The organism is Streptomyces sp. NPDC059785 (assembly GCF_042732375.1).
Lineage (GTDB): Bacteria > Actinomycetota > Actinomycetes > Streptomycetales > Streptomycetaceae > Streptomyces.
This window is the reverse complement of record NZ_JBHWHV010000061.1, coordinates 26,848-46,748: the sequence shown is the minus strand read 5'-3', so window position 1 is coordinate 46,748 and position 19,901 is coordinate 26,848. Positions and strand designations below refer to the sequence as shown.

Here is a 19,901-nt window from a genome sequence, read left to right as displayed (position 1 = left end):
AATGTCCACCCGGCACGACACCGCCGCGCCCCCCGTCGAGGGGGGCGCGGCCCCGGGTCGCCCCCCGGCCGACGCCGTGTCCGAGGAGGCGGCGAGGAAGCGGGCCAGGCTCTCCCGCCGCTGGCAGCGGGACATCCGCTGGAGCCCGTACGCGTTCGTCTCGCCCTTCTTCCTGCTGTTCCTCGCGTTCGGCCTGTTCCCGCTGATCTACACCGGCTGGGCCTCGCTGCACACGGTGGAGCTGACGGCGCCCACCGACATGGAGTGGGCGGGCCTGCGCAACTACACCCGCATCTTCGACGACGACTTCTTCTGGAACGCCGCGAAGAACACGCTGACCATCGGCATCATCTCCACCGTCCCGCAACTGCTGATGGCGATGGGCCTGGCGCACATCCTCAACTACAAGCTGCGCGCCTCGACCTTCTACCGGGTCGTCATGCTGGCCCCGTACGCGACGTCGATCGCCGCCGCGTCCCTGGTCTTCGTGCTGCTCTTCGGCCGCGACTACGGCATGATCAACTGGGTTCTGAACAGCATCGGCATCGACTCGGTCGACTGGCAGAACGACAAGTGGCCCTCCCAGATCGCCGTCTCGTCCATCATCATCTGGCGCTGGACCGGCTACAACGCGCTGATCTACCTGGCCGCGATGCAGGCGATCCCGCAGGACCTGTACGAGTCGGCGGCGCTCGACGGCGCCAGCCGCTGGCAGCAGTTCCTGCACGTCACGCTGCCCTCGCTGCGCCCGACGATCCTGTTCACCGTCGTGGTGTCGACCATCGGCGCCAGCCAGGTGTTCGGTGAGCCGCTGCTCTTCGACGCCAGCAAGGGCGCCTCCGGCGGCTCCCAGCACCAGTTCCAGACGCTGGGCCTGTACCTGTACGAGCAGGGCTGGGTCAACCAGCACCTGGGCCGCGCCTCCGCGATCGCCTGGACGATGTTCCTGATCCTCATCGTGATCGGGCTCGTGAACTCCGTCATCTCGCGCCGGCTGCGCGCCAGTAGTTAGGAGAACTGGCCGTGACGACGACCATGACACCGACCCCGCCTCCGCCGGAGGCGACCGCGAAGAAGAAGCCGGAGCGCGTCCGGCTGTCCAAGGCGGCCCGGGCCGGCGGGCAGCTGCACGCCGGGCCGATCGCCTACATCATCCTCGCCCTGTTCACCGTCGGCTCGCTGTTCCCGCTGGTGTGGACGGCGATCGCCGCCTCGCGCGACAACCAGCGCCTGGCGGAGAACCCGCCGCCGTTCTGGTTCGGCGCCAACCTGTTCGACAAGCTGGAAGTGGCCTGGACCGAGGCCAACCTGGGCGAGGCGTTCCTCAACACCACGCTGGTGGCGGGCATTTCGGCGTTCACCATCGTGTTCCTCTCCACGATCGCCGGGTTCGCCTTCGCCAAGCTGCGCTTCAAGGGGCGCAACGCGGCGATGCTCATCGTGATCGGCACGATGATGGTGCCGCCGCAGCTCAGCATCATCCCGCTGTACATGATGGTCGCCAAGCTGGACTGGACCGACCAGCTCCAGGCGGTCATCTTCCCGTCGCTGGTCAGCGCGTTCGGTGTGTTCTTCATGCGGCAGTACCTGATCCAGGCGCTGCCGGACGAGATCATCGAGGCCGCCCGGGTGGACGGCGCGAGCAGCTGGCGCGTGGTGTGGCACGTGGTGTTCCCGGCGGCGCGGCCCGCGATGGCCGTGCTCGGCATGCTGATGTTCGTGCAGACCTGGAACGACTTCCTGTGGCCGTTCCTGGTGCTCACCCAGAACGGCAACCCGACCGTGCAGGTCGCGGTCGCGGGCCTGGGCCGCGGCTACACCCCCGACCAGTCGCTGATCATGGCGGGCGCGCTGCTCGGCACGCTGCCGCTGCTGCTGGTCTTCGCGATCTTCGGCAAGCAGATCGTGGGCGGCATCATGCAGGGTGCCGTCAAGGGCTGACCTCCGGACCGAAACCCCGGGGCCGTTCCCTTTGTTGCGAGGGGGCCGGGCCACCGCCGACCCGGCCCCCGTTGTTTCCCGTACCTCGTCCCTTCCCGAACCCCCACCCCCGTCGGTCATCCGACCTCCAATGGGAGCGCTTCCATGTCAGACTCCGTGGCATCTGTCACTTTTCCTCCCGCCTTCCTCTGGGGCGCGGCGACCTCCGCGTACCAGATCGAGGGGGCGGTGCGGGAGGACGGCCGTACGCCCTCGATCTGGGACACCTTCAGCCACACGCCCGGGAAGACGGCCGGCGGCGACACCGGTGACATCGCGGTCGACCACTACCACCGCTACCGCGACGACGTGCAGCTCATGGCGGACCTCGGCCTTGGCGCGTACCGCTTCTCGGTCTCCTGGTCCCGGGTGCAGCCCACCGGGCGCGGTCCCGCCGTCCAGCGCGGCCTGGACTTCTACCGCCGTCTGGTCGACGAGCTGCTGGCCAAGGACATCAAGCCGGCCGTCACCCTCTACCACTGGGACCTGCCCCAGGAGCTGGAGGACGCGGGCGGCTGGCCCGAGCGCGACACGGCGTACCGCTTCGCCGAGTACGCGCAGATCGTCGGCGAGGCGCTCGGCGACCGCGTCGAGCAGTGGATCACCCTCAACGAGCCCTGGTGCAGCGCCTTCCTGGGCTACGGCTCCGGCGTGCACGCGCCGGGCCGCACCGACGCCGCGGCCTCGCTGCGCGCCGCGCACCACCTCAACCTGGCGCACGGCCTGGGCACCACCGCCCTGCGCGCCGCGATGCCCGCCCGCAACTCGGTCGCGGTGAGCCTCAACTCGGCCGTCGTCAGGCCGCTTTCGCAGGACCCGGCCGACCTGGACGCCGCGCGGCGCATCGACGACCTCGCCAACGGTGTCTTCCACGGCCCGATGCTGCACGGCGCGTACCCGGAGACGCTGCTCTCGGCGACCTCCTCGATCACCGACTGGTCGTACGTCCAGGACGGCGACCTCGCGCTGATCAAGCAGCCGATCGACGCCCTCGGCCTCAACTACTACACGCCGTCGCTGGTCTCGGCCGCCGAGAACGGGCCGAGCGGCCCGCGCGCGGACGGGCACGGCACGAGCACCTCCTCGCCCTGGCCGGGCGCGGACGACGTCGCCTTCCACCAGACGCCGGGCGAGCGCACCGAGATGGGCTGGACGATCGACCCGACGGGGCTGCACGACCTGATCATGCGCTACAACCGCGAAGTGCCGGGGCTGCCGATCTACGTCACCGAGAACGGCGCCGCCTACGACGACAAGCGGGACGCCGACGGACAGGTGCACGACCCGGAGCGGATCGCGTACCTGCACGGCCACCTCTCCGCCGTGCGCCGGGCGATCGCCGACGGCGCCGACGTCCGCGGCTACTACCTGTGGTCCCTGATGGACAACTTCGAGTGGGCGTACGGCTACGAGAAGCGCTTCGGCGCGGTGTACGTGGACTACGCGACGCTGGCCCGCACGCCGAAGTCCAGCGCCCACTGGTACGGCCGGGCGGCGAAGACCGGCACGCTGCCGCCGGTCACCGCCGCCGAATAGACCGTTCACCGCGGGGGGAGCGGGGGAACGGAGCGCGCCCCGGCCGGGTGGGGGGAAGACCGGCCGGGGCGCGTGCCCCCCCCGTAGGGAGGGTGCCTACCGCGTGGGGCTACCTGTAGGCACCGCAGGACCGCGGGACTGACGGGGGCCGCTGGGGGTGTGCTCGGGGTTGCTCGGGGCTGCTACTTGTAGGCGCCGAAGGCCTTGGAGAAGGCGTTCGCGTCCTGGACGATCGAGCTGCACGTGGCGTCCGCGGTGTCCTTGGCGCCGCCCGAGCACTGCTTGTCGCGGGTCGCGGACCACATGGAGAGCCAGCCCAGGCCCTTGGACTCGGCGAACTGCACGAGCTGCGTGGCGTCCTCGACCTTGAAGATCTCGCTGGCGACGTCGTTCACGCCGATCATCGGGGTGACCGCGACGGCCTTCCAGGCGGCGCTGTCGGAGAGCCCGAGGACGCTCTTGACCTGGGCCTGCGTCGCGGTGGCCGCCTGCTCGGCGTAGGTGCCCATGTCACCGCTGTACGAGGCGCCGTAGTCCATCGCCATGATGTTGACGGTGTCGATGGCCACGCCGTTGGTCTTGGCGTTCGACAGCAGGTTCACGCCGTCCTGGGTCAGGCCCTCGGGCATCACCGGCAGCGTGAAGGAGACGTCCAGGTCCGGGTGGTCCTTCTGGAGCTGGGCGATGGCCTGGGCGCGGCGGGTGTTGGCGGCCGTGTTCGGCAGCGCGCCGCCCTCGACGTCGAAGTCGACCTTGGTGAGGTCGTAGGCGGCGACGACCTTCTCGTACGCCGCCGCGAGCGCGTCCGCCGAGGAGCAGGTGGTGGCCAGCTCCGAGCCTGAGGCGCCGCCGAAGGAGACCCGGACGTCGCCGCCGAGCGCCCGCAGGTCGCCGATCTGGGCGGCGACCGCGTCACTGCCGAGGTCGCTCACGCCGCCCCACTTCGGGGTGCAGCCGCCGCCGTCGGTGACGAAGGCGAGGTTGTAGTTCTTGACGCCGGTCGCCTGGGCCGTGCCGACCAGGTCGAAGGCGGGGTAGAGCGAGGTGTCGACGTAGGGCGCGAAGCCGGCGCTGGTGGTGGTGCCGCTGCCGCTGTCGCCGCTGCCGGAGGTCTCGGAGGCCGTGGGCTCGGCGGTGGCGGTCTCGCTCGCCTCGGGGGCCGCGCTTGTGGTGGGGCTCGCGCTCTGCGTGGGCTCGGTGGATTCGGTCGGGCGGCCGCTGGGCTCGGGCGTCGCGCCGGTGTCCACCGAGCAGTCGGCGCCGTCGATGAGACAGCCGGTCGGGTCGTCGGAGCCGTTCACGACGAAGCCGACGGTGACGGACTCGCCCGCGGCCAGGCCGTCCTTGTCCCAGGACGGCGCGGTCACGGTCACGTGCTGCCCGCTCACCTTCGACGAGGCGTTCCACAGCGAGCTCAGCTTGGCACCGGCCGGCAGGTCGAACTCCAGCTTCCAGTCGGTCTTCACCTGGTCGCTGTCGTTGGTGACGACGTACTGCCCGGTGTAGCCGGTCTCCCAGTCGCTGGTCTTGGTGTACGCGGCACCGACCCCGGCCGCCTGCGCGGTGCCGGTGAACAGGAGGGCGCCGCCGCCGACCACGGCCGCCGCGACGACGCCGCCTATCGCCTTGTTCCTGCCACTGACCTTGCGCCGGTGCGTACTGCTCATCGCGTGCCTGCCTTCGCCGTTCGCGGGGGATCGCAGGGAGGCCGGACGCCGGTGACGGGTGCGGATTCCCTGGGTGGGTGCGGCAGCACGCTAGCGATCCGGAACCCGGCAAATCGCCTGATCCGGACGGCGGTCGGGGATCTTAGGGTGCGCTTAAGGAAGGCATCGGGGACGGTTAAAGGTCGAGACCATTGGGGTCCGTTCGGGCGGCGTGCGGTCGCGATGGCGCGGCGTGCGGGGTCGGCTCGGGACGGCGCCCGGTGTCGGCTCGGCGCCGCGTCCGCGGCGCGGGCCGCGCGCCCGGGGACCTTGTCCGCGTCCGCGTCCGTCTCCGCGTCCGGGTCCGGGTCCGCGTCCGGGTCCGGGTCCGGGTTGGAGTTCAGGTCCTGGTTCGGGTCCGGGCCGCGCGCCTGGGGCCAAGTCCGGTGCCAGGTCCGAGTTCGGGGCCGGTGCCGGGTCCGGGGCCGGGTTCGGATCCGGGGTCCGGGTCGCGGGCCCCGGGTCCCCGGTCAGCCGACGGTCGCGCCGCGTCTGCGTCGTCGTACGGAACCGCGGTGGCCGCGGCGGACCGGTGCGCGGCCGTCGAGCTGGATCCAGATCCGGACCTCGGTCCCGCCGAGCACGGACGAGCCGATGCGTACGTCGCCGCCCGTCGACTCGGCGAGCCGGCGCACGATGTCGAGGCCGAGGCCGGTCGACCCGTCGCTGCCCGAGCCGCGCCCGCGCGCCATCGCCGCGTCGGGGTCCGCGATCCCCGGGCCCGCGTCCGAGACCAGGACGATCACCGCGTCCTCGCCGTTGTGCACGTCGACGGCGAAGGCCGTGCCCTCCGGGGTGTGCCGGAACACGTTCCCCAGCAGCGCGTCGAGCGAGGCCACCAGGTCGGCACGGGCGACCGGTATGCGCACCGGGCGGTCCACGCCCGCGACCCGCACCTTGCGTCCCTCGTCCTCGGCGAGCGCCGACCAGAAGTCCATCCGCTCCCGGACCACCTCGGCCGCGTCGCACCCGGCGCCCGCGCCGACCGCCGCCGTCTGCGGCTTGGCGTCCCGGGCGGTCCTGATGATCGTGTCGACCTCGCGCTCCAACTGCTCGACGGCGGCGCGGGTCTGCTCGGCCGCCGGACCGTCGCCCAGCGAGGCGGCGTTCAGCCGCAGCACGGTCAGCGGCGTACGCAGCCGGTGCGAGAGGTCGGCGGCCAACTCCCGTTCGTTGGCCAGCAGTTGCACCACTTGGTCGGCCATCGAGTTGAACGCGACGGCGGCCAGCCGCAGTTCGGTCGGGCCCTCCTCCGGCACCCGGGCGCCGAGCTGCCCCTCCCCCAGCTCGTGCGCGCCCTCGACCAGGCGCTGCGCGGGCTGCACCATCCGCACCCCGAGCCGGTCGGCGACCGCGACCGAGCCGATGACGAGCGCGACGCCGACCCCGGCGAGCACCGCCCAGGCCGTGTTGACGCCGTTGGTGACCTCGGACTCGGGAACGTACACCTCGACGACCGCTATCACAGTGGAGCTGAGCGCGGTGGGCTGGAGCAGCACGGAGCCGCCCGCGACCTCCGCGGTGGAGGCCCGGCCCAGCTTCCGGGTCATGGTGATGTCCTTGCCGGCGGCGCGCTGCTCGCCGATCTCGACGGCGGGGCTGTCCCCCGCGGCCGGTATGTGCACCGCCATCCCGGAGTCGGAGCCGGCCGAGGCGACCACGCGCTCGAGCTGTTCCCGGTCGGTGGTGATGGACAGCGCGGGCGCGAGTGTCGCGGCCTCCCGCTCCGCGTTCGAGAATGCCCGGTCCCTGGCCATCTCCTTGACGACGAGGCCGAGCGGGACCGCGAAGGCCACCACCACCATCGTGGTGACCGCGACGCACACCTTGACCAGCGCCCACCTCATCGCGCGCTCCCCATCGCGCGCACCTCACCGCAGAGTCCGCGCCTCATGGCGTGGCCTCCGCGCGCGGTGGCTCCAGCTTCACGCCGACGCCGCGCAGGGTGTGCAGATAGCGCGGCTTCGCGGCCGTCTCGCCCAGCTTCCGGCGCAGCCAGGAGAGATGCACGTCTATCGTCTGGTCGTCCCCGTACGCCTGCTGCCAAACCTCGGCGAGCAGCTCCTTGCGCGGCACGACCACGCCGGGGCGTCCGGCCAGGAACGCCAGCAGGTCGAACTCACGGCGCGTCAGGTCAAGGCGTACGCCGTCCAGCTCGGCCTGGCGGCGCAGCGGGTCGATCGACAGGCCGCCGACCCGGATCACCCGCGACGGCGGGGCCTCGCCCACGACCGCCCGCGCGCGCCGCAGGACGGCCGCCATCCGCGCGGACAGGTGCTCGACGGAGAAGGGCTTGGTCAAGTAGTCGTCCGCGCCCGCGTTCAGCAGCCGGACGATCTCCGTCTCGTCGTCCCGCGCGGTCGCGATGATCACCGGGACGTCGGTGATCCCGCGCAGCATCTTCAGCGCCTCGGACCCGTCCAGGTCGGGCAGTCCGAGGTCCAGGATGACGACGTCGAAGGAGAAATGGGCGACCTCGCGCAGCGCCTCCAGGGCCGTCCCGACGCTGCGCACGGTGTGCGCGGCTTCGGTCAGATGCCTGATGAGGGCCGAGCGTACGAACTGGTCGTCCTCGACCACGAGCACACTTGCCATGGGCGGCACCGTACGCCATTCGCAGGACGCGGGTCCGGCGCCTGTGGACAACCTGTGCGGTGGAACACATGTGAGACACCAGTGCGACGCGTGGTGCAGTATGGCCGCGATGCGCAGAGGTCTCGTACACGTACTGGCTTGGTCGCTCGCCACGGGCGCGGCGGTCACCCTGTCCTGGTGGGGCGTCCACACGGTGATGTCCGGGACGGCCTACGATCCGCCGCGGGCGCTGCCCGTGCCGACCGGCGACACCGGCACGCAGGAGATCGACGTGCTCGCCTCCTCGACCAGCCGGCCCGCCCCGTCGAAGAGCGCCACCCGCGAGCCGGAGCGCAGCGGCAAGCCGTCCGCGACCCCGTCGCCCACCAAGTCGCCGTCCACGAGCCCCGACCCGGACGACTCCCCCGGCGCCACGGCCGCCGCCGACAACGATGCCGCCGCCTCCGGCGAGGTGAAGAGCTACGACACCAAGGGCGGGCGGGCCGCCTTCGACCTCGGCGAGACCTCCGCGACGCTGGTCTCCGCGACGCCGGCCTCGGGCTGGTCGATGCAGGTCTGGAAGACGGAGTCGTGGATCCGGGTGGAGTTCACCTCGGGCGCGGACCGGGTGTCGGTCTTCTGCACCTGGCACGACGGACCACCGCGGGTGGAGATCGGCACCTACTGAGAGCCGGTACGGGCCCGGCTGAGTGGCGGTACGGGCCTCGGGCTGGGGGCGCGGTACGAGCCTCGGCTGGGGGCGCGGTACGAGCCTCGGCTAAGAGGCGACACGGGACCCGGCCGTCGGCGTCAGCCGAACGCGGACGGCGGCGTCAGTCGAACGCGGACGGCGGCGGCGCGGGCGAGGCCACCGCCGACGCGTCCGTCACCGGCACCGCTCCCCCGGTGAAGTCGGTGAGCGCGCGACCGTGTTCGACCCGCGCGGGGTGCGGGTCGGAGGCCGCGCGCCGGGTCAGTTCCGCCACCGGGAGCGGCCGGGCGGAGCCGACGAGCACGGCGTTGCCGAACCGCTTGCCGCGCAGCACGGCCGGGTCGGCGACGAGCGCGAGTTCGGGGAGGACGGCCGCGGCGGTGGCTATCTGGCCGCGCAGATGGGCGAGCGGCGGCCCGTCGGCGAGGTTGGCGACGTACAGGCCGTCGGGCCGTAGCGCCCTGCGGACCTCGCCGAGGAATTCCACCGAGGTGAGGTGGGCGGGGGTGCGGGCCCCGCTGAAGACGTCCGCGACGACCAGGTCCGCCCAGCCGTCCGGCACCTTGGCGAGCCCGTCGCGGGCGTCCGCCGAACGCACCCGGATCCGGGCGCCCGGGTTCAACGGCAACTCCCGTCGCACCAGTTGGACCAGGGCCGCGTCCCGCTCGACGACCTGCTGGGTGGAGCGGGGGCGGGTGGCGGCCACGTAACGGGCCAGGGTGAGGGCGCCGCCGCCGAGGTGGACGGCGTGCACGGGCTTGCCGGGCGGCGCGAGGAGGTCGATGACGTGGCCGATGCGGCGCTGGTACTCGAAGCCGAGGTACGCCGGGTCGTCGAGGTCCACGTGCGACTGCGGGGCGCCGTCGACGAGCAGCGTCCAGGCCCGTGCCCGGTCCCGGTCGGGTACGAGCTCGGCCACTCCGCCGTCGACCGGCTGGACGACGGACGCGGTGGCCTGCTGCCCGCGCCGCGCGCTCCGCGCGCTCCTCGACTTTCCCATCAGCCCATTATCGGCGCCCGGGGGACGGTCGGCGCACCGGAGGAGACCCCTCGGGGCGACGGCTGTGCGGGAGCCGGGCCGTGCGGGATCCGGGGCGGTACGGGGAGCGGGTCACCGGGGGTGGAGCAGGGGGCGCGGGCGGCGCGTGGCTGGGTCAGGTGCAGTTGTCGGCGGCCTCGATCAGGCGGGCGGCCTCGCCGAGCGCCGCCCGCAGCACCGCCGGGTCCGTCGCCATGTCCGTCTCCCCCGGCGGCAGCAGCCAGTCGGAGCCGTCCGAGCCGTCCGAGCCGTCGGAACCGTCGCCCGGGGACTCAGGGGGCACCAGGCTCATGCCGCGTCCGTTGGTCTGCGTACAGGTGCTGCCTGGCACGTCCCAGGCGTCGGCGGTGCCGGGTGGCACCACGAAGCCGAGGGTGTCGCAGCCGTCGTCGTGCAGCACGGGACCGACCCCGTCGCCGGGGCCGCGGCGCAGGATGTCGACCGCCTCCAGGCCCTGCCGGGCCGGCACGGTCACGAGGTCGCAGTCGGCCTCGGGACACGGTGGGCCGCCCGGCTCCGGGGCCGCCCCGTGCGGTGCGGCCGGCACCGCCGCGAGGAACTCCGCGTGCTGTCTGGTGGTCTCCATCCCGGCCTCCAACTAGGAACCCTCCTGCTGACGTGCGGCACGGAAGCGCGGACAGCTCCCGGCCCACGGGGTTCAACGCGTCAACCCGTCAACGGCTACGGCGGAACTGCGCCACAAAGGATGGCAGTTCATGGCGGATCGGGTATGAGATATCCGGTTTGCGGCCAAACCAGCGGCCACCGCGCCGCCCCAGCGAGTACGTTCGTGACCCGCCGGAAGCAGGGCGCCGCCTGGGCGGTCGACGGACGAACCGCTCTGGATCCGGCACGGTTCGGCGGTTCTACGGTTCGCAAGAGAGGCCCGGCCATGACGTCGTCGACGGTGACCTCGTCCCAGCCACCACGGCCGCAACGGCCGAATATCGTCTTCCGGCGGCTGCGCGGACAGCGCTCACCGGGCGAGTTCGCCGCCGCGGTGCGGCGGGCGGCCCGGGACATCGGCGAACGCGTGAGCTGCGACGCCCGGTACATCGGGCGCGTCGAAGCCGGTGAGATCCGCTGCCCCAACTACGCGTACGAGCGGGTGTTCCTGCACATGTTCCCCGGGCGCACGCTGACCGACCTCGGCTTCGCACCCCGCTCGGCGGTGCGCGGCCGTGGGTCGCGCCCGGCCGACGAGCCGCCCCCGGAGCACGCCGAGAGCCGCCCGGACGGACCGTACGCGCCGACGGACGAGCAGGACGAGCCGTACGAGTCGTACGGGCAGTACGAGTCGCGCGAGCCGTACGGGCCTCAGGCCCCGCAAGACACGTGCGAGACGCGGGAGGCCCGCGCCGCGCACGAGTGCCACGAACGGAACCACGAGGAGAGCGACGTGCGGCGTCGCGCATTCATGACCGGCTCCACCGCCACGGTGGCGGCCGCCTCACTGGGCGCCTTCGGGATGGCGTCCGTCTCCCCCGCCACGGCCGCCGGCCGTCCCGTCCACCGGGCCGGCACGTCCGACGCGGGCGCCCTCCAGGAGGCCGTCCGCCGGATCCGGGTGCTGGACGACCGGCACGGCGCGGACGGCCTGTACCGGCGTGCCGCGGCGCCGCTGCGCACGGCGTACGCGCTGCTCGACGCGGGCGCGACCCGGCAGGCGACCACCGACCGGCTGTACTCGGGCGCGGGCGAGCTGGCGATCTCCGTGGGCTGGCTGGCCCATGACTCGGGCCGCTTCGACGACGCGCGCTCGCACTACGCGGAGGCGCTCGCGACCGCCCGGATGTCCGGGGATCCGGCCCTGGAGGCGCACGCCTTCTGCAACTCCGCCTTCCTCGCGCGCGACGCGGGCCGCCCGCGCGAGGCGGTGCGCGCGGCGCAGGCCGCCCAGCGCGCGGCCCGGCCCCTGGGCTCGGCGCGGCTGATGTCCCTGCTGGCGCTGCGCGAGGCGGGCGGCTGGGCGGGGCTCGCGGACCGGGCCGGCTGCGAACGGGCGCTGGCCCGGGCGCAGGCCCTGTACGAGCGGGGCCCCTCGGAGGCCGATCCGGAGTGGATGAGCTTCTACGGGGAGGCCGAACTGGAGGGTCTGGAGGCGCAGTGCTGGTCGATGCTGGGCGACTGGCTCCGCGCGGCCCGGCACGCCCGGCGGGCGGCACACCTCCAGGACCCGCACTTCACCCGCAACATCGCCCTCTACACCGCCGAGCTCGCCGACGACCTGGCGCGCGGGGGCCGTCCCGACGAGGCGGCCGCGGCCGGGCTGCGCGTCCTGGACCTCCTGGACGAGGTGCAGTCCTCCCGTATCCAGACGATGCTGGCGGGCACGGCGCGGGTCCTGCTGCCGCACCGCAGGGCCTCCGGGGTGTCGGCCTTTTTGGACCGGCACGCGAGCCTGCCGCGGCTGGCCTGACGGGCCCCGGGCGGGCAGACGGGCAGACGGGCAGGCGGGGTCAGGCGGCCGGGCGGCCGGGCGGCCGGGCGGCCGGGCGGGGTCAGACGGTCAGGTGCCCGCAGTCGTTCCACACCTCGACGGCGGGCTCGCCGTACGCCCAGCCGAGCACCGACAGGGAGGTCGGGTTGAGCCGGATGCGGGCGGCGAAGTCGATCGGGAGGCCCAGCCAGCGGGCGCCGATGGAGCGCAGGATGTGGCCGTGCGCGAAGACCAGCACGTCGCGGTCGGCCGAGCGCGCCCAGTCGACCACCTCGTCCGCGCGCGCGGAGACCTGCTCCAGGGTCTCGCCCCTGGGCACCCCGTCCCGCCAGATGAACCAGCCGGGCCGGGCCTCCTGTATCTCGGCCGGCGTCATGCCCTCGTACGCGCCGTAGTCGTACTCCATGAGGGCGTCCCAGGTGGCCGCGCGGTCGCCGAAGCCGGCCAGTTCGCAGGTCTCGCGCGCGCGGACCAGCGGGCTCGTGCGCACCTCGGCCTCCGGCAGGCCCTCGAACGGGGCGCGGTGCAGGCGCTCGCCCAGGAGTTTCGCGCCGCGCCTGCCCTCTTCGAGGAGCGGGATGTCCGTCCTGCCGGTGTGCTTTCCGGACAGCGACCACTCGGTCTGTCCGTGCCGGGCCAGCAGGATGCGCGGTGCCATGAAAAGGCCTTTCCGGGAGAAACGAGAAACGGGTCACTCCATCATCGCGTACCCCACGACGGCGCAACCCGGCGGGCGATCTCTGCGTCTTTGAGGGCCGGGGCGCCCCACGGGGGAGCGCGCACACACCGTAATGTGGCCTGTCCGGACCGACCGTCCGGGAAGCAGTCAGAAGGGGGAGGGCGATCGGATGCCGCAGACCGAGGCACCCGGCAGCAAAGCGATCGCACCGGTCCGCTTGCGCTGGTGGACCGAGCTCCCGCTGATCCTGCTGGTGTACGGGTGCTACTCGGCGGGCCGGCTGCTCGCCCGGGGCGACGTGTCCAGCGCGGTCGACCACGGCCTGGCGATCCTGCGCGTCGAGAAAACGCTCCGGCTGAACGCCGAGCACCCGCTGAACCGGCTCTTCACCCACCACGCCTGGCTCGGCGTACCCGCGGACTTCTGGTACGCCTCGCTGCACTACGTGGTCACGCCCGCGATCCTGGTGTGGCTCTTCCGCTCCAGGGCGGGCACCTACAGAGCCGCCCGCACCTGGCTCATGACGTCCACGTTCATCGGTCTGATCGGCTTCACCCTGCTGCCCACCTGCCCGCCCCGGCTGCTGAGCGCGGGCCACGGGTTCGTCGACACGATGGCCCAGTACAGCGACTACGGCTGGTGGGGCGGCGAGGCGAGCGCGCCGCGCGGCATGGGCGGCATGACGAACCAGTACGCGGCGATGCCGAGCCTGCACGTGGGCTGGGCGCTGTGGTGCGGGGTGATGCTCTGGCGCCACGGGCGCACGCCCGCCGCCAGGGCCGCGGGCGTCGCCTACCCGCTGATCACCACGATCGTGGTCATGGGCACCGCCAACCACTACTTCCTCGACGCGGTCGCGGGCATCGCCGTGATGGGCGTCGGGCTGCTGCTGGCCCCGTCGGTGACGCGGCTCGCGGACGCGGCGAAGGCCCGGCTCACCGCCCGGTTCGCACCGGTCACGGCCGCCTCTCGCGACACGGGTTCCTCGATTGTCAGTGGCGGATGCCAGACTTCCGCGGGTGAGCGAATTCCCCGACAGCGCGAGTCCCGCACCGGACCCGGAGCCGGGCCGGGTGCCGCCCCCACGGACGCGGGGGACGGCGCTCCGGCGGCTGCTCGCTGACCTGCGCGGCCCCGACGTACCGCCGAAGGCACTCGACGCGCGCGCCCTCGCCGCGCTGGCCGCCAACCCCAGCTGCGACAGACGCGCGCTGCTCGACGGGGCGGGGGTGGACAAGGCGCGCCTCGCGGACTCGCTCGGCGCGCCGTCCGCGTTCGGCCAGTCGCAGTTCGCCTTCACCCGGGGGAACGCGTTCGAGGCCCGGGTCAAGGCCGACGGCGGTGCGGAGCTGCTGCGGCTGGTGCACGAGAAGCTGGACCCCGGTGCCGAGCCGCCCGCCGCGGGCGCCGTCCCCGACCTCACGGCGGACGGTCCCGCGGGCCGCGCGGCGCGTACGGCGCTGGCGTTGCGCGAGGCCACCGCGGCCGGCGGCTGGACGCTGCTCGACCACCCGATGCTCGCCCTCGACGTCGCGGGCACGCCCGCCTTCCTGGAGCCGGACGCGGTGGTGGTGCACCCCGACGGCGGCTGGACGGTCGTGGAGATCAAGTCCTTCCCCATGCTGGACGGGTCCGCCGACCCGGCGAAGGTGGGCGCCGCCGCCCGCCAGTCCGCGGTGTACGTACTGGCCCTGGAGAACGTCGCGGCGCAACTGGCCCCCGCCCCCGAGGTCCGCCACCGGGTCCTCCTCGTGTGCCCGAAGGACTTCTCCAACCTGCCCACGGCGTCCGCCGTCGACATCCGCAAGCAGCGCTCGGTGACCCGCCGCCAGCTTGCCCGGCTGACCCGCGTCGAGGACATCGCCGCCGCGCTCCCCGAGGGCACCTGCTTCGCCCCGGACCTGCCGTCCGCCGAGCTGACGGCGGCCGTGGAGGCCGTCCCGGCGACGTACGCGCCCGAGTGCCTGGCCGCCTGCGAGCTGGCCTTCCACTGCCGCGAGCGCTCGCGCGCGCGGGGCGCCGTGACGGCGCTCGGCCGCTCGCTGCGCGCCGACCTCGGCGGCCTGACCACGATCGGCGAGGTACTGGCCGCGGCATACGGCGAGTCCGGCGACCCGGCCGACCCGGCGGTGGCGGCCCTGCGCCGCGCGGCCCGCTTGCGCGCCGAGGCCCTGGGGACCGCCGGGACACCCCCGACCAACCGGCAGCCCCTGCCGGAGGCCGCCACGACCGCGTCCCCGCCGACCGCCACGGAGGTCGCCGCGTGTCGCTGATCAGCACCCTCGCCCGACTGGAAGCCATCAGCAGCGGGCGGGCCCAGGCCGCCGCGACCGTGCGGCACCGGCATCTTTCCGAGCGGCCACTCGTCTTCGTGCCGCTGACCACCGCCGGTGAGGCCGGGGCGCCGCTCGGTGCGCTGGTCGGGACCGACCGGGACGCGCCGCGGCTGCTCGTCGTGCCCCAGCCCCGCGACCGCGACCTGCGGTTCGTGTTCCTCGCCGAGCTGGCCGACGTCGTCCTGCCCTACATCGACTCCTACGCGGACGTGGTCGAGGCCGCCGAGCGCACGGAGACCGACCCGGAGACCGGCAAGCGGGTCAAGGTCGAGGTGGAGCTGTGCGCGGACGCCCCCCAGCTCATCGTCCCGAGCCGCGCCGGCGTGGAGTTCGTACGGCTCCTCGGGCGCTCCATGCGGTTCCGGCGCACGGCGGAGCAGGAGCCCGAGGCACCCCATCCCGCACCGCCCCGCGTACCGCTGCTCGGCCGCTGGCTGACGCACTACGGGGAGCGCGCCAGGGTCCCCGGCTCCGCGCTCCTGCTCGCCGCCTCCGACCTGCTGTCCCGGCACTGGGCGACCGGGCAGAGCAGCCTGGAGGACCAGCACCTCGGCGCGCTGCTCGCCTGGATCGACCCGCCCGAGGGTGAGACGGGCGCGCTGGCGGCTCACCGCGCGGAGCTGGCGCGCGACGCGGACGGGCAGCTGCTCTGCCCGCCCGCCGGACCCGCCACGGACCCCGCGTTCGACAACAAGCTGCTGGCGCCCGCCATCGAGCGGTACGACCGCGCGCGGACCGCGCTCGCCGCCGCCGAGGACGGCCTCGAGGCGGACGACCGGCTGGGGGACGTGACGGCCGCCGAGCGGCACATCCGCGACCTCGTCGCGAGCCGCACCCGGCCCACCTGGGACGCCGTGTGGCGCGGTCTCGACCTGCTGCGGGAGCTCCCGCCGGGCGCGCACGCCGCCGACCGGTGGACCCGTGACCGCTGGTCGTTCACCGGCCACCGGGACCGGATCACCGCGGGCGAGCCGCCGCAGCCGCGCCACGACGACGCGGTCACCGCGGCGAACAAGCTGGCCACCCGCGAGCGCGAACAGGCCCGCCTGGAGGCCCAGGAGGCCCTGGACGACCCGCTCGTCATGGCCGGCCGGCGGCTCGCCGGGGAGGCGTTCGCGGGCGAGGTCACCGACGTCGTCATGGCGTACAGCGAGGGCAAGCGGCCGAGCCCCCGCCCGCTGGTGACCGTACGCACCGAGGACCGGCCGCACCTCGCCGAGCGCGCGAAGGTCTACCGCTCGCTCGGCGGGAAGCCGCAGGGGGCCGAGTTCGTCGGGTACGTCGAGACGGAGGGCGAGCCGGGTGCGGAGGCGTGCACGGACCCGGGTCCCGAGCCGCACGCGGACCCGGGGCGTGGGCCGCACGGAGACCCGGGCCCGGACACGGACGTGAACGCGGCTGCGGACCCGGCCGGGTCCGGGCTCCTCGTGCTGCGGATCGTCGACAAGATGGGGCGCGGCAAGGAGCCCGAGGCCGGTTCCGTGCCGGAGAAGGGGGACGTGGTCTGCTTCACGCTGTTCGAGCACGAGCAGCGGGGCGGTGCGAAGCTGCCCGACCCGGAGCAGACGCCGTGGACCCACGGCGGCCCGCCCGGCGAGACCGAGGCCGCGCCCGCCCCCGACCCGGTGACCGAAGAGGACGTCCTGTGACCGGCCTTCCCCCCGCACTCGACCCCGCCGCACTCGACCCCGCCGCGCTCGACCCCGCCGCGCCCGGTCCCGCCGCGTTCGACCCGGGCGCCGCGGCGACGCGCGCGACCGACGCGATCCTGCGCGACACCCTGCACGGCACGGCCCGCGGCGTCGTCGTGGACTCCCCGCCCGGCGCCGGCAAGTCCACCCTCGTCGTACGGGCCGCGCTCGAACTGGCCGCCGCCGGGCGCCCGCTGATGGTGATCGCGCAGACCAACGCCCAGGTCGACGACCTGGTCCTGCGGCTCGCCGAGAAGGAGCCGACGCTGCCGGTGGGCCGCCTCCACAGCAGCGATCCGGACCCGTACGACAAGGCGCTCGACGGCCTGGAGCACGTCCGCAAGTCCACGAAGGCCGGGGACCTGGCGGGACTGCCGGTCGTCATCTCCACCTCCGCCAAATGGGCGCACGTGAAGGACGTCGAGCCCTGGGGGCACGCGATCGTCGACGAGGCGTACCAGATGCGCTCGGACGCGCTGCTCGCCGTGGCGGGGCTGTTCGAGCGGGCGCTGTTCGTGGGCGACCCGGGGCAGCTCGACCCGTTCGCGATCGTGGGCTCGGAGCAGTGGGCCGGGCTGTCGTACGACCCGTCCGCGTCGGCCGTCACCACGCTCCTCGCCCACAACCCCGGGCTGCCGCAGCACCGGCTGCCGGTGTCCTGGCGGCTGCCGGCCTCCGCCGCGCCGCTGGTCTCGGACGCGTTCTACCCGTACACGCCGTTCCGCAGCGGCACCGGGCACGGGGACCGGGCGCTCGCCTTCGCCGTCCCCTCGGACGGTTCGGGTCCCGACCGGGTGATCGACGAGGCGGCCGGGGCGGGCTGGGGCCTGCTGGAGCTGCCCGCCCGGCACACTCCGCGCACGGACCCGGAGGCGGTACGGGCGGTGGCCCAGGTCGTACGCCGACTGCTGGACCGGGGCGGCGCGGCCACCTCGGAGCGGTCGGCGGACCCGGTGCCGCTGACCGCCGACCGGATCGCCGTCGGCACCGCGCACCGCGACCAGGCCGCCGCCGTCCGCGCCGCCCTGGCCGACCTGGGCGTCACAGACGTCACCGTCGACACGGCGAACCGGCTCCAGGGCCGCGAGTTCGACGTGACGGTGGTCCTGCACCCCCTGTCGGGGCGCCCCGACGCCACCGCCTTCCACCTGGAGACGGGCCGCCTCTGCGTCCTGGCCTCCCGCCACCGGCACGCCTGCATCGTGGTCTGCCGGGAGGGCGTCGCGGACCTCCTGGACGACCACCCGTCCACGGAGCCGGTCCAACTGGGTGTCACGGTGAAGTTCCCGGACGGCTGGGAAGCCAACCACTCGGTCCTGGCCCGCCTCTCGGAACACCGGGTGCGCTGGCGGCCGTGAGCGACGCCCCGGCGCCCGCCCGCCGACGCCCGCCAGTCCGCCGGACGGAGTCCGGCACGCCGCCGGAGGCGGCCAAAGATCACAGCCCCGGACGGCTGGGAAGCGAACCTCGCCGTCCTGGCCCGCCTCTCGGAACACCGGGTGCGCTGGCGGTGGGCGCCGGTGTCGGGCGGGTGGCTCGGCGGTTGCGACCGCGCGGTGGGCGCCGGTGTCGGGCGGGTGGCTCGGCGGTTGCGACCGCGCGGTGGGGCACGGTCTCGGCCGGGTGACCTGGTGGTCGTGACGGTGCGGTGGGCGGCAGTGGCGGGCGGGCCGAGGCCCACTTGCGCGGGCGTTGGACAATGGACGGTGGTCCGCCGCACCGGCGGGCCGGCGAACGTACGAGGAGGAGAAGACATGGCGGAGCCCACGCCGCGTCGGAACGAACCGCGGCTACGCCCCGCGCCCCTGCTCTTCGAGCCGGCCGAGGCGGCCGCCGACCCGGAGCATTTCTTCGACCTGGAGTCGATCGACGACCCGCGCGCCCTGCTGAGCCGCGCCACCGAGCTGACCCTCGCCTTCCGCGCTGCGGCCGACCGCGCCGTCGAGTTCCAGGCCGTCGCCGCCGCCCAGCTCGCCGACCCGCGCCGGTTCGACCGGCTCACGTACGCCGCGATCGCCGAGCGCGCCGAGTGGACCGAGGACTACGCGAAGAAGATGGTCGAGTTCGGCCGCGACCTGCTCCGCGGAGCCGACGGCCAGGAACACGGCCTGGGCCACGGTTACGGCCCCGGGATCAGCGACCACGCCTGACCCGGCGGTAACGGGCGACGACGGGCTTGCGTACCTCGGCGCCGATGTCCCGCCTGGCATATGCCAGGCGGGCAAGATACTCCACACCGCACCCACCTGTCCCGATTTCCGGCAACTCGGGGAAACGGAATGCTCACGACCGGTAAATATCTGCGTCATGAGCGACCGAGGGAACGCAATCAGCGGCGGCGGCGCGGAGAACGCCGAGAACGTCCCGCACGGCACCTGCGACGCCGCCGGTGTCACCGCCGAGGGAGCCGAATGGCTGGCCTCCGCCGGCATGTACCCACGCAGCACCCTCGCCCTCTGGGAGGCGCAGCCCACCGCCCCCGTCGTCCTGCCCTGCGGCACCGCCTTCGACGTCGTCAACGTCCCCGCGATCTTCGGGCGGCGCATGCTCGACCGGCTCTGGGAGGAGGGCCCGGGCTCCGGACCGGTGGCCACGTACGGGGGCCGCGTGCTGCTCTTCGCCTCCTCCGGCACCGCCCAGCGCCTGCCCACCCTCCTGGACTGGGAGGACTGGAACCCCGGCGCCGACGGGCGGACCGGCCGCCGCGGCGCCGTCCCGCCTCTGCTCTGCCACGGCACCGGCGACGCCGTCACCGTGCCCGCCCTGACCGCCCCGCCCGCCGCCCGCGCCGGTGACCGGCCCGAATCCCGCTGGCTCGTCGCCCCCGACACCCGTCACCCCTGGCTCCCCGGCCCCGAGGTACTGCTCTGGGCCGCCGTCCGCGCGGCCCGTGCGACCGCCTCCGCCGCGGTCCGCATATCGATTTTTCCTCCCGCCGATCAGGGTGCTAAGGTCTACGACGTCAGCAAGCGCCGCTAGCTCAGTTGGTTAGAGCAGCTGACTCTTAATCAGCGGGTCCGGGGTTCGAGTCCCTGGCGGCGCACGATGGCGATGGCGAGGCGTGTTCGCGGAAAGCGCGAACCACCTCGCCATCGTTGTTTTTGCGCGGCTTCGCCGCGCGTTTGTGGGGGCTTCGCCACCCACACCCCCCATCCTGTGTGGCTGAGGCAGTGGGCCGGGTGCGGGTGGCCGAGGCCAGTCGTTTGAG

The 19,901-nt window shown here is 73.8% G+C and carries 17 protein-coding genes and 1 tRNA gene; 12 read left to right on the top strand and 6 right to left on the bottom strand.

Translation table 11 applies throughout. From position 1 onward, the window contains the following. Window position 1: 1 nt before the first annotated feature. The 3 genes from ACFV6E_RS34380 (at window position 2) to ACFV6E_RS34370 (ending at window position 3,516) form a co-directional block, all read left to right on the top strand. Complete coding sequence (locus ACFV6E_RS34380; protein WP_385175430.1) at window positions 2-1,012, top strand: carbohydrate ABC transporter permease; 1,011 nt, start codon at window positions 2-4, stop codon at window positions 1,010-1,012. A 23-nt stretch (window positions 1,013-1,035) separates the two neighbouring features. Next, on the top strand, window positions 1,036-1,941 hold the full coding sequence (locus ACFV6E_RS34375; RefSeq protein WP_385175432.1) for a carbohydrate ABC transporter permease: 906 nt from the start codon (window positions 1,036-1,038) through the stop codon (window positions 1,939-1,941). Between the two features lie 144 nt (window positions 1,942-2,085). Next, a complete protein-coding gene (locus ACFV6E_RS34370) occupies window positions 2,086-3,516 on the top strand; it encodes a GH1 family beta-glucosidase (RefSeq protein WP_385175411.1) in 1,431 nt (476 codons plus the stop codon). Between the two features lie 182 nt (window positions 3,517-3,698). Here ACFV6E_RS34370 and ACFV6E_RS34365 read toward each other — a convergent pair whose 3' ends face one another. From ACFV6E_RS34365 to ACFV6E_RS34355, 3 genes are all read right to left on the bottom strand, one after another. Then, a complete protein-coding gene (locus ACFV6E_RS34365; RefSeq protein ID WP_385467040.1) occupies window positions 3,699-5,183 on the bottom strand; it encodes a cellulose binding domain-containing protein in 1,485 nt (494 codons plus the stop codon). A 509-nt stretch (window positions 5,184-5,692) separates the two neighbouring features. Beyond that, window positions 5,693-7,069, bottom strand: coding sequence for a sensor histidine kinase (locus ACFV6E_RS34360; RefSeq protein ID WP_385175416.1), 1,377 nt, complete (start codon window positions 7,067-7,069; stop codon window positions 5,693-5,695). A gap of 43 nt (window positions 7,070-7,112) precedes the next feature. Beyond that, window positions 7,113-7,817 (bottom strand): response regulator transcription factor, encoded by a 705-nt coding sequence (locus tag ACFV6E_RS34355; RefSeq protein WP_385175419.1) that lies wholly within the window; start codon window positions 7,815-7,817, stop codon window positions 7,113-7,115. Window positions 7,818-7,926: 109 nt separating this feature from the next. Between ACFV6E_RS34355 and ACFV6E_RS34350 the strand changes: the two genes are divergently transcribed. Continuing rightward, window positions 7,927-8,484: a hypothetical protein gene (locus ACFV6E_RS34350; protein WP_385175422.1), complete on the top strand. Its 558-nt coding sequence runs from the start codon at window positions 7,927-7,929 to the stop codon at window positions 8,482-8,484. 145 nt (window positions 8,485-8,629) lie between these two features. Here the strand turns inward: ACFV6E_RS34350 and ACFV6E_RS34345 are convergent, their stop codons facing one another. Next, window positions 8,630-9,508, bottom strand: coding sequence for a spermidine synthase (locus ACFV6E_RS34345; protein WP_385467037.1), 879 nt, complete (start codon window positions 9,506-9,508; stop codon window positions 8,630-8,632). Between the two features lie 154 nt (window positions 9,509-9,662). Further along, window positions 9,663-10,133 carry a hypothetical protein gene (locus ACFV6E_RS34340; RefSeq protein ID WP_385467034.1) on the bottom strand — a complete coding sequence of 157 codons (471 nt, stop codon included), beginning with the start codon at window positions 10,131-10,133 and terminating at the stop codon, window positions 9,663-9,665. A gap of 306 nt (window positions 10,134-10,439) precedes the next feature. Between ACFV6E_RS34340 and ACFV6E_RS34335 the strand changes: the two genes are divergently transcribed. Next, the gene (locus ACFV6E_RS34335; protein ID WP_385467031.1) at window positions 10,440-11,966 is read left to right on the top strand and encodes a hypothetical protein; all 1,527 of its coding nucleotides are present in this window, start codon (window positions 10,440-10,442) and stop codon (window positions 11,964-11,966) included. 82 nt (window positions 11,967-12,048) lie between these two features. On the opposite strand, the gene ACFV6E_RS34330 is transcribed toward ACFV6E_RS34335, so the two are convergent. After that, a complete protein-coding gene (locus ACFV6E_RS34330) occupies window positions 12,049-12,645 on the bottom strand; it encodes a histidine phosphatase family protein (RefSeq protein ID WP_385177220.1) in 597 nt (198 codons plus the stop codon). 190 nt (window positions 12,646-12,835) lie between these two features. On the opposite strand from ACFV6E_RS34330, the gene ACFV6E_RS34325 reads away from it, so the two are divergent. The 7 genes from ACFV6E_RS34325 (at window position 12,836) to ACFV6E_RS34295 (ending at window position 19,736) form a co-directional block, all read left to right on the top strand. Further along, the gene (locus tag ACFV6E_RS34325; protein ID WP_385467029.1) at window positions 12,836-13,789 is read left to right on the top strand and encodes a phosphatase PAP2 family protein; all 954 of its coding nucleotides are present in this window, start codon (window positions 12,836-12,838) and stop codon (window positions 13,787-13,789) included. Further along, window positions 13,740-14,939: a hypothetical protein gene (locus ACFV6E_RS34320; RefSeq protein ID WP_385467046.1), complete on the top strand. Its 1,200-nt coding sequence runs from the start codon at window positions 13,740-13,742 to the stop codon at window positions 14,937-14,939. The genes ACFV6E_RS34325 and ACFV6E_RS34320 overlap by 50 nt, the downstream gene beginning before the upstream one ends. Next, window positions 14,930-16,651 (top strand): hypothetical protein, encoded by a 1,722-nt coding sequence (locus ACFV6E_RS34315; protein WP_385467026.1) that lies wholly within the window; start codon window positions 14,930-14,932, stop codon window positions 16,649-16,651. The genes ACFV6E_RS34320 and ACFV6E_RS34315 overlap by 10 nt, the downstream gene beginning before the upstream one ends. Before the next feature lie 116 nt (window positions 16,652-16,767). Further along, complete coding sequence (locus ACFV6E_RS34310; RefSeq protein WP_385467043.1) at window positions 16,768-18,051, top strand: AAA domain-containing protein; 1,284 nt, start codon at window positions 16,768-16,770, stop codon at window positions 18,049-18,051. A gap of 396 nt (window positions 18,052-18,447) precedes the next feature. Continuing rightward, a complete protein-coding gene (locus tag ACFV6E_RS34305; protein ID WP_385177228.1) occupies window positions 18,448-18,843 on the top strand; it encodes a hypothetical protein in 396 nt (131 codons plus the stop codon). Between the two features lie 157 nt (window positions 18,844-19,000). Then, the gene (locus ACFV6E_RS34300) at window positions 19,001-19,672 is read left to right on the top strand and encodes a bifunctional DNA primase/polymerase (RefSeq protein ID WP_385177229.1); all 672 of its coding nucleotides are present in this window, start codon (window positions 19,001-19,003) and stop codon (window positions 19,670-19,672) included. Next, window positions 19,663-19,736, top strand: a tRNA-Lys gene (locus ACFV6E_RS34295). The genes ACFV6E_RS34300 and ACFV6E_RS34295 overlap by 10 nt, the downstream gene beginning before the upstream one ends. The last annotated feature ends 165 nt before the right edge of the window (window positions 19,737-19,901 follow it).

Bases quoted from the DNA above. Each gene is read 5' to 3' on its own strand.
- ACFV6E_RS34350 (WP_385175422.1), top strand. From the start codon at position 7,927: ATGCGCAGAGGTCTCGTACACGTACTGGCTTGGTCGCTCGCCACGGGC.
- ACFV6E_RS34325 (WP_385467029.1), top strand. From the start codon at position 12,836: ATGCCGCAGACCGAGGCACCCGGCAGCAAAGCGATCGCACCGGTCCGC.
- ACFV6E_RS34330 (WP_385177220.1), bottom strand. From the start codon at position 12,645: ATGGCACCGCGCATCCTGCTGGCCCGGCACGGACAGACCGAGTGGTCG.
- ACFV6E_RS34335 (WP_385467031.1), top strand. From the start codon at position 10,440: ATGACGTCGTCGACGGTGACCTCGTCCCAGCCACCACGGCCGCAACGG.
- ACFV6E_RS34355 (WP_385175419.1), bottom strand. From the start codon at position 7,817: ATGGCAAGTGTGCTCGTGGTCGAGGACGACCAGTTCGTACGCTCGGCC.
- ACFV6E_RS34340 (WP_385467034.1), bottom strand. From the start codon at position 10,133: ATGGAGACCACCAGACAGCACGCGGAGTTCCTCGCGGCGGTGCCGGCC.
- ACFV6E_RS34380 (WP_385175430.1), top strand. From the start codon at position 2: ATGTCCACCCGGCACGACACCGCCGCGCCCCCCGTCGAGGGGGGCGCG.
- ACFV6E_RS34345 (WP_385467037.1), bottom strand. From the start codon at position 9,508: ATGGGAAAGTCGAGGAGCGCGCGGAGCGCGCGGCGCGGGCAGCAGGCC.
- ACFV6E_RS34365 (WP_385467040.1), bottom strand. From the start codon at position 5,183: ATGAGCAGTACGCACCGGCGCAAGGTCAGTGGCAGGAACAAGGCGATA.
- ACFV6E_RS34370 (WP_385175411.1), top strand. From the start codon at position 2,086: ATGTCAGACTCCGTGGCATCTGTCACTTTTCCTCCCGCCTTCCTCTGG.
- ACFV6E_RS34300 (WP_385177229.1), top strand. From the start codon at position 19,001: ATGAGCGACCGAGGGAACGCAATCAGCGGCGGCGGCGCGGAGAACGCC.
- ACFV6E_RS34375 (WP_385175432.1), top strand. From the start codon at position 1,036: ATGACACCGACCCCGCCTCCGCCGGAGGCGACCGCGAAGAAGAAGCCG.
- ACFV6E_RS34360 (WP_385175416.1), bottom strand. From the start codon at position 7,069: ATGAGGTGGGCGCTGGTCAAGGTGTGCGTCGCGGTCACCACGATGGTG.
- ACFV6E_RS34305 (WP_385177228.1), top strand. From the start codon at position 18,448: ATGGCGGAGCCCACGCCGCGTCGGAACGAACCGCGGCTACGCCCCGCG.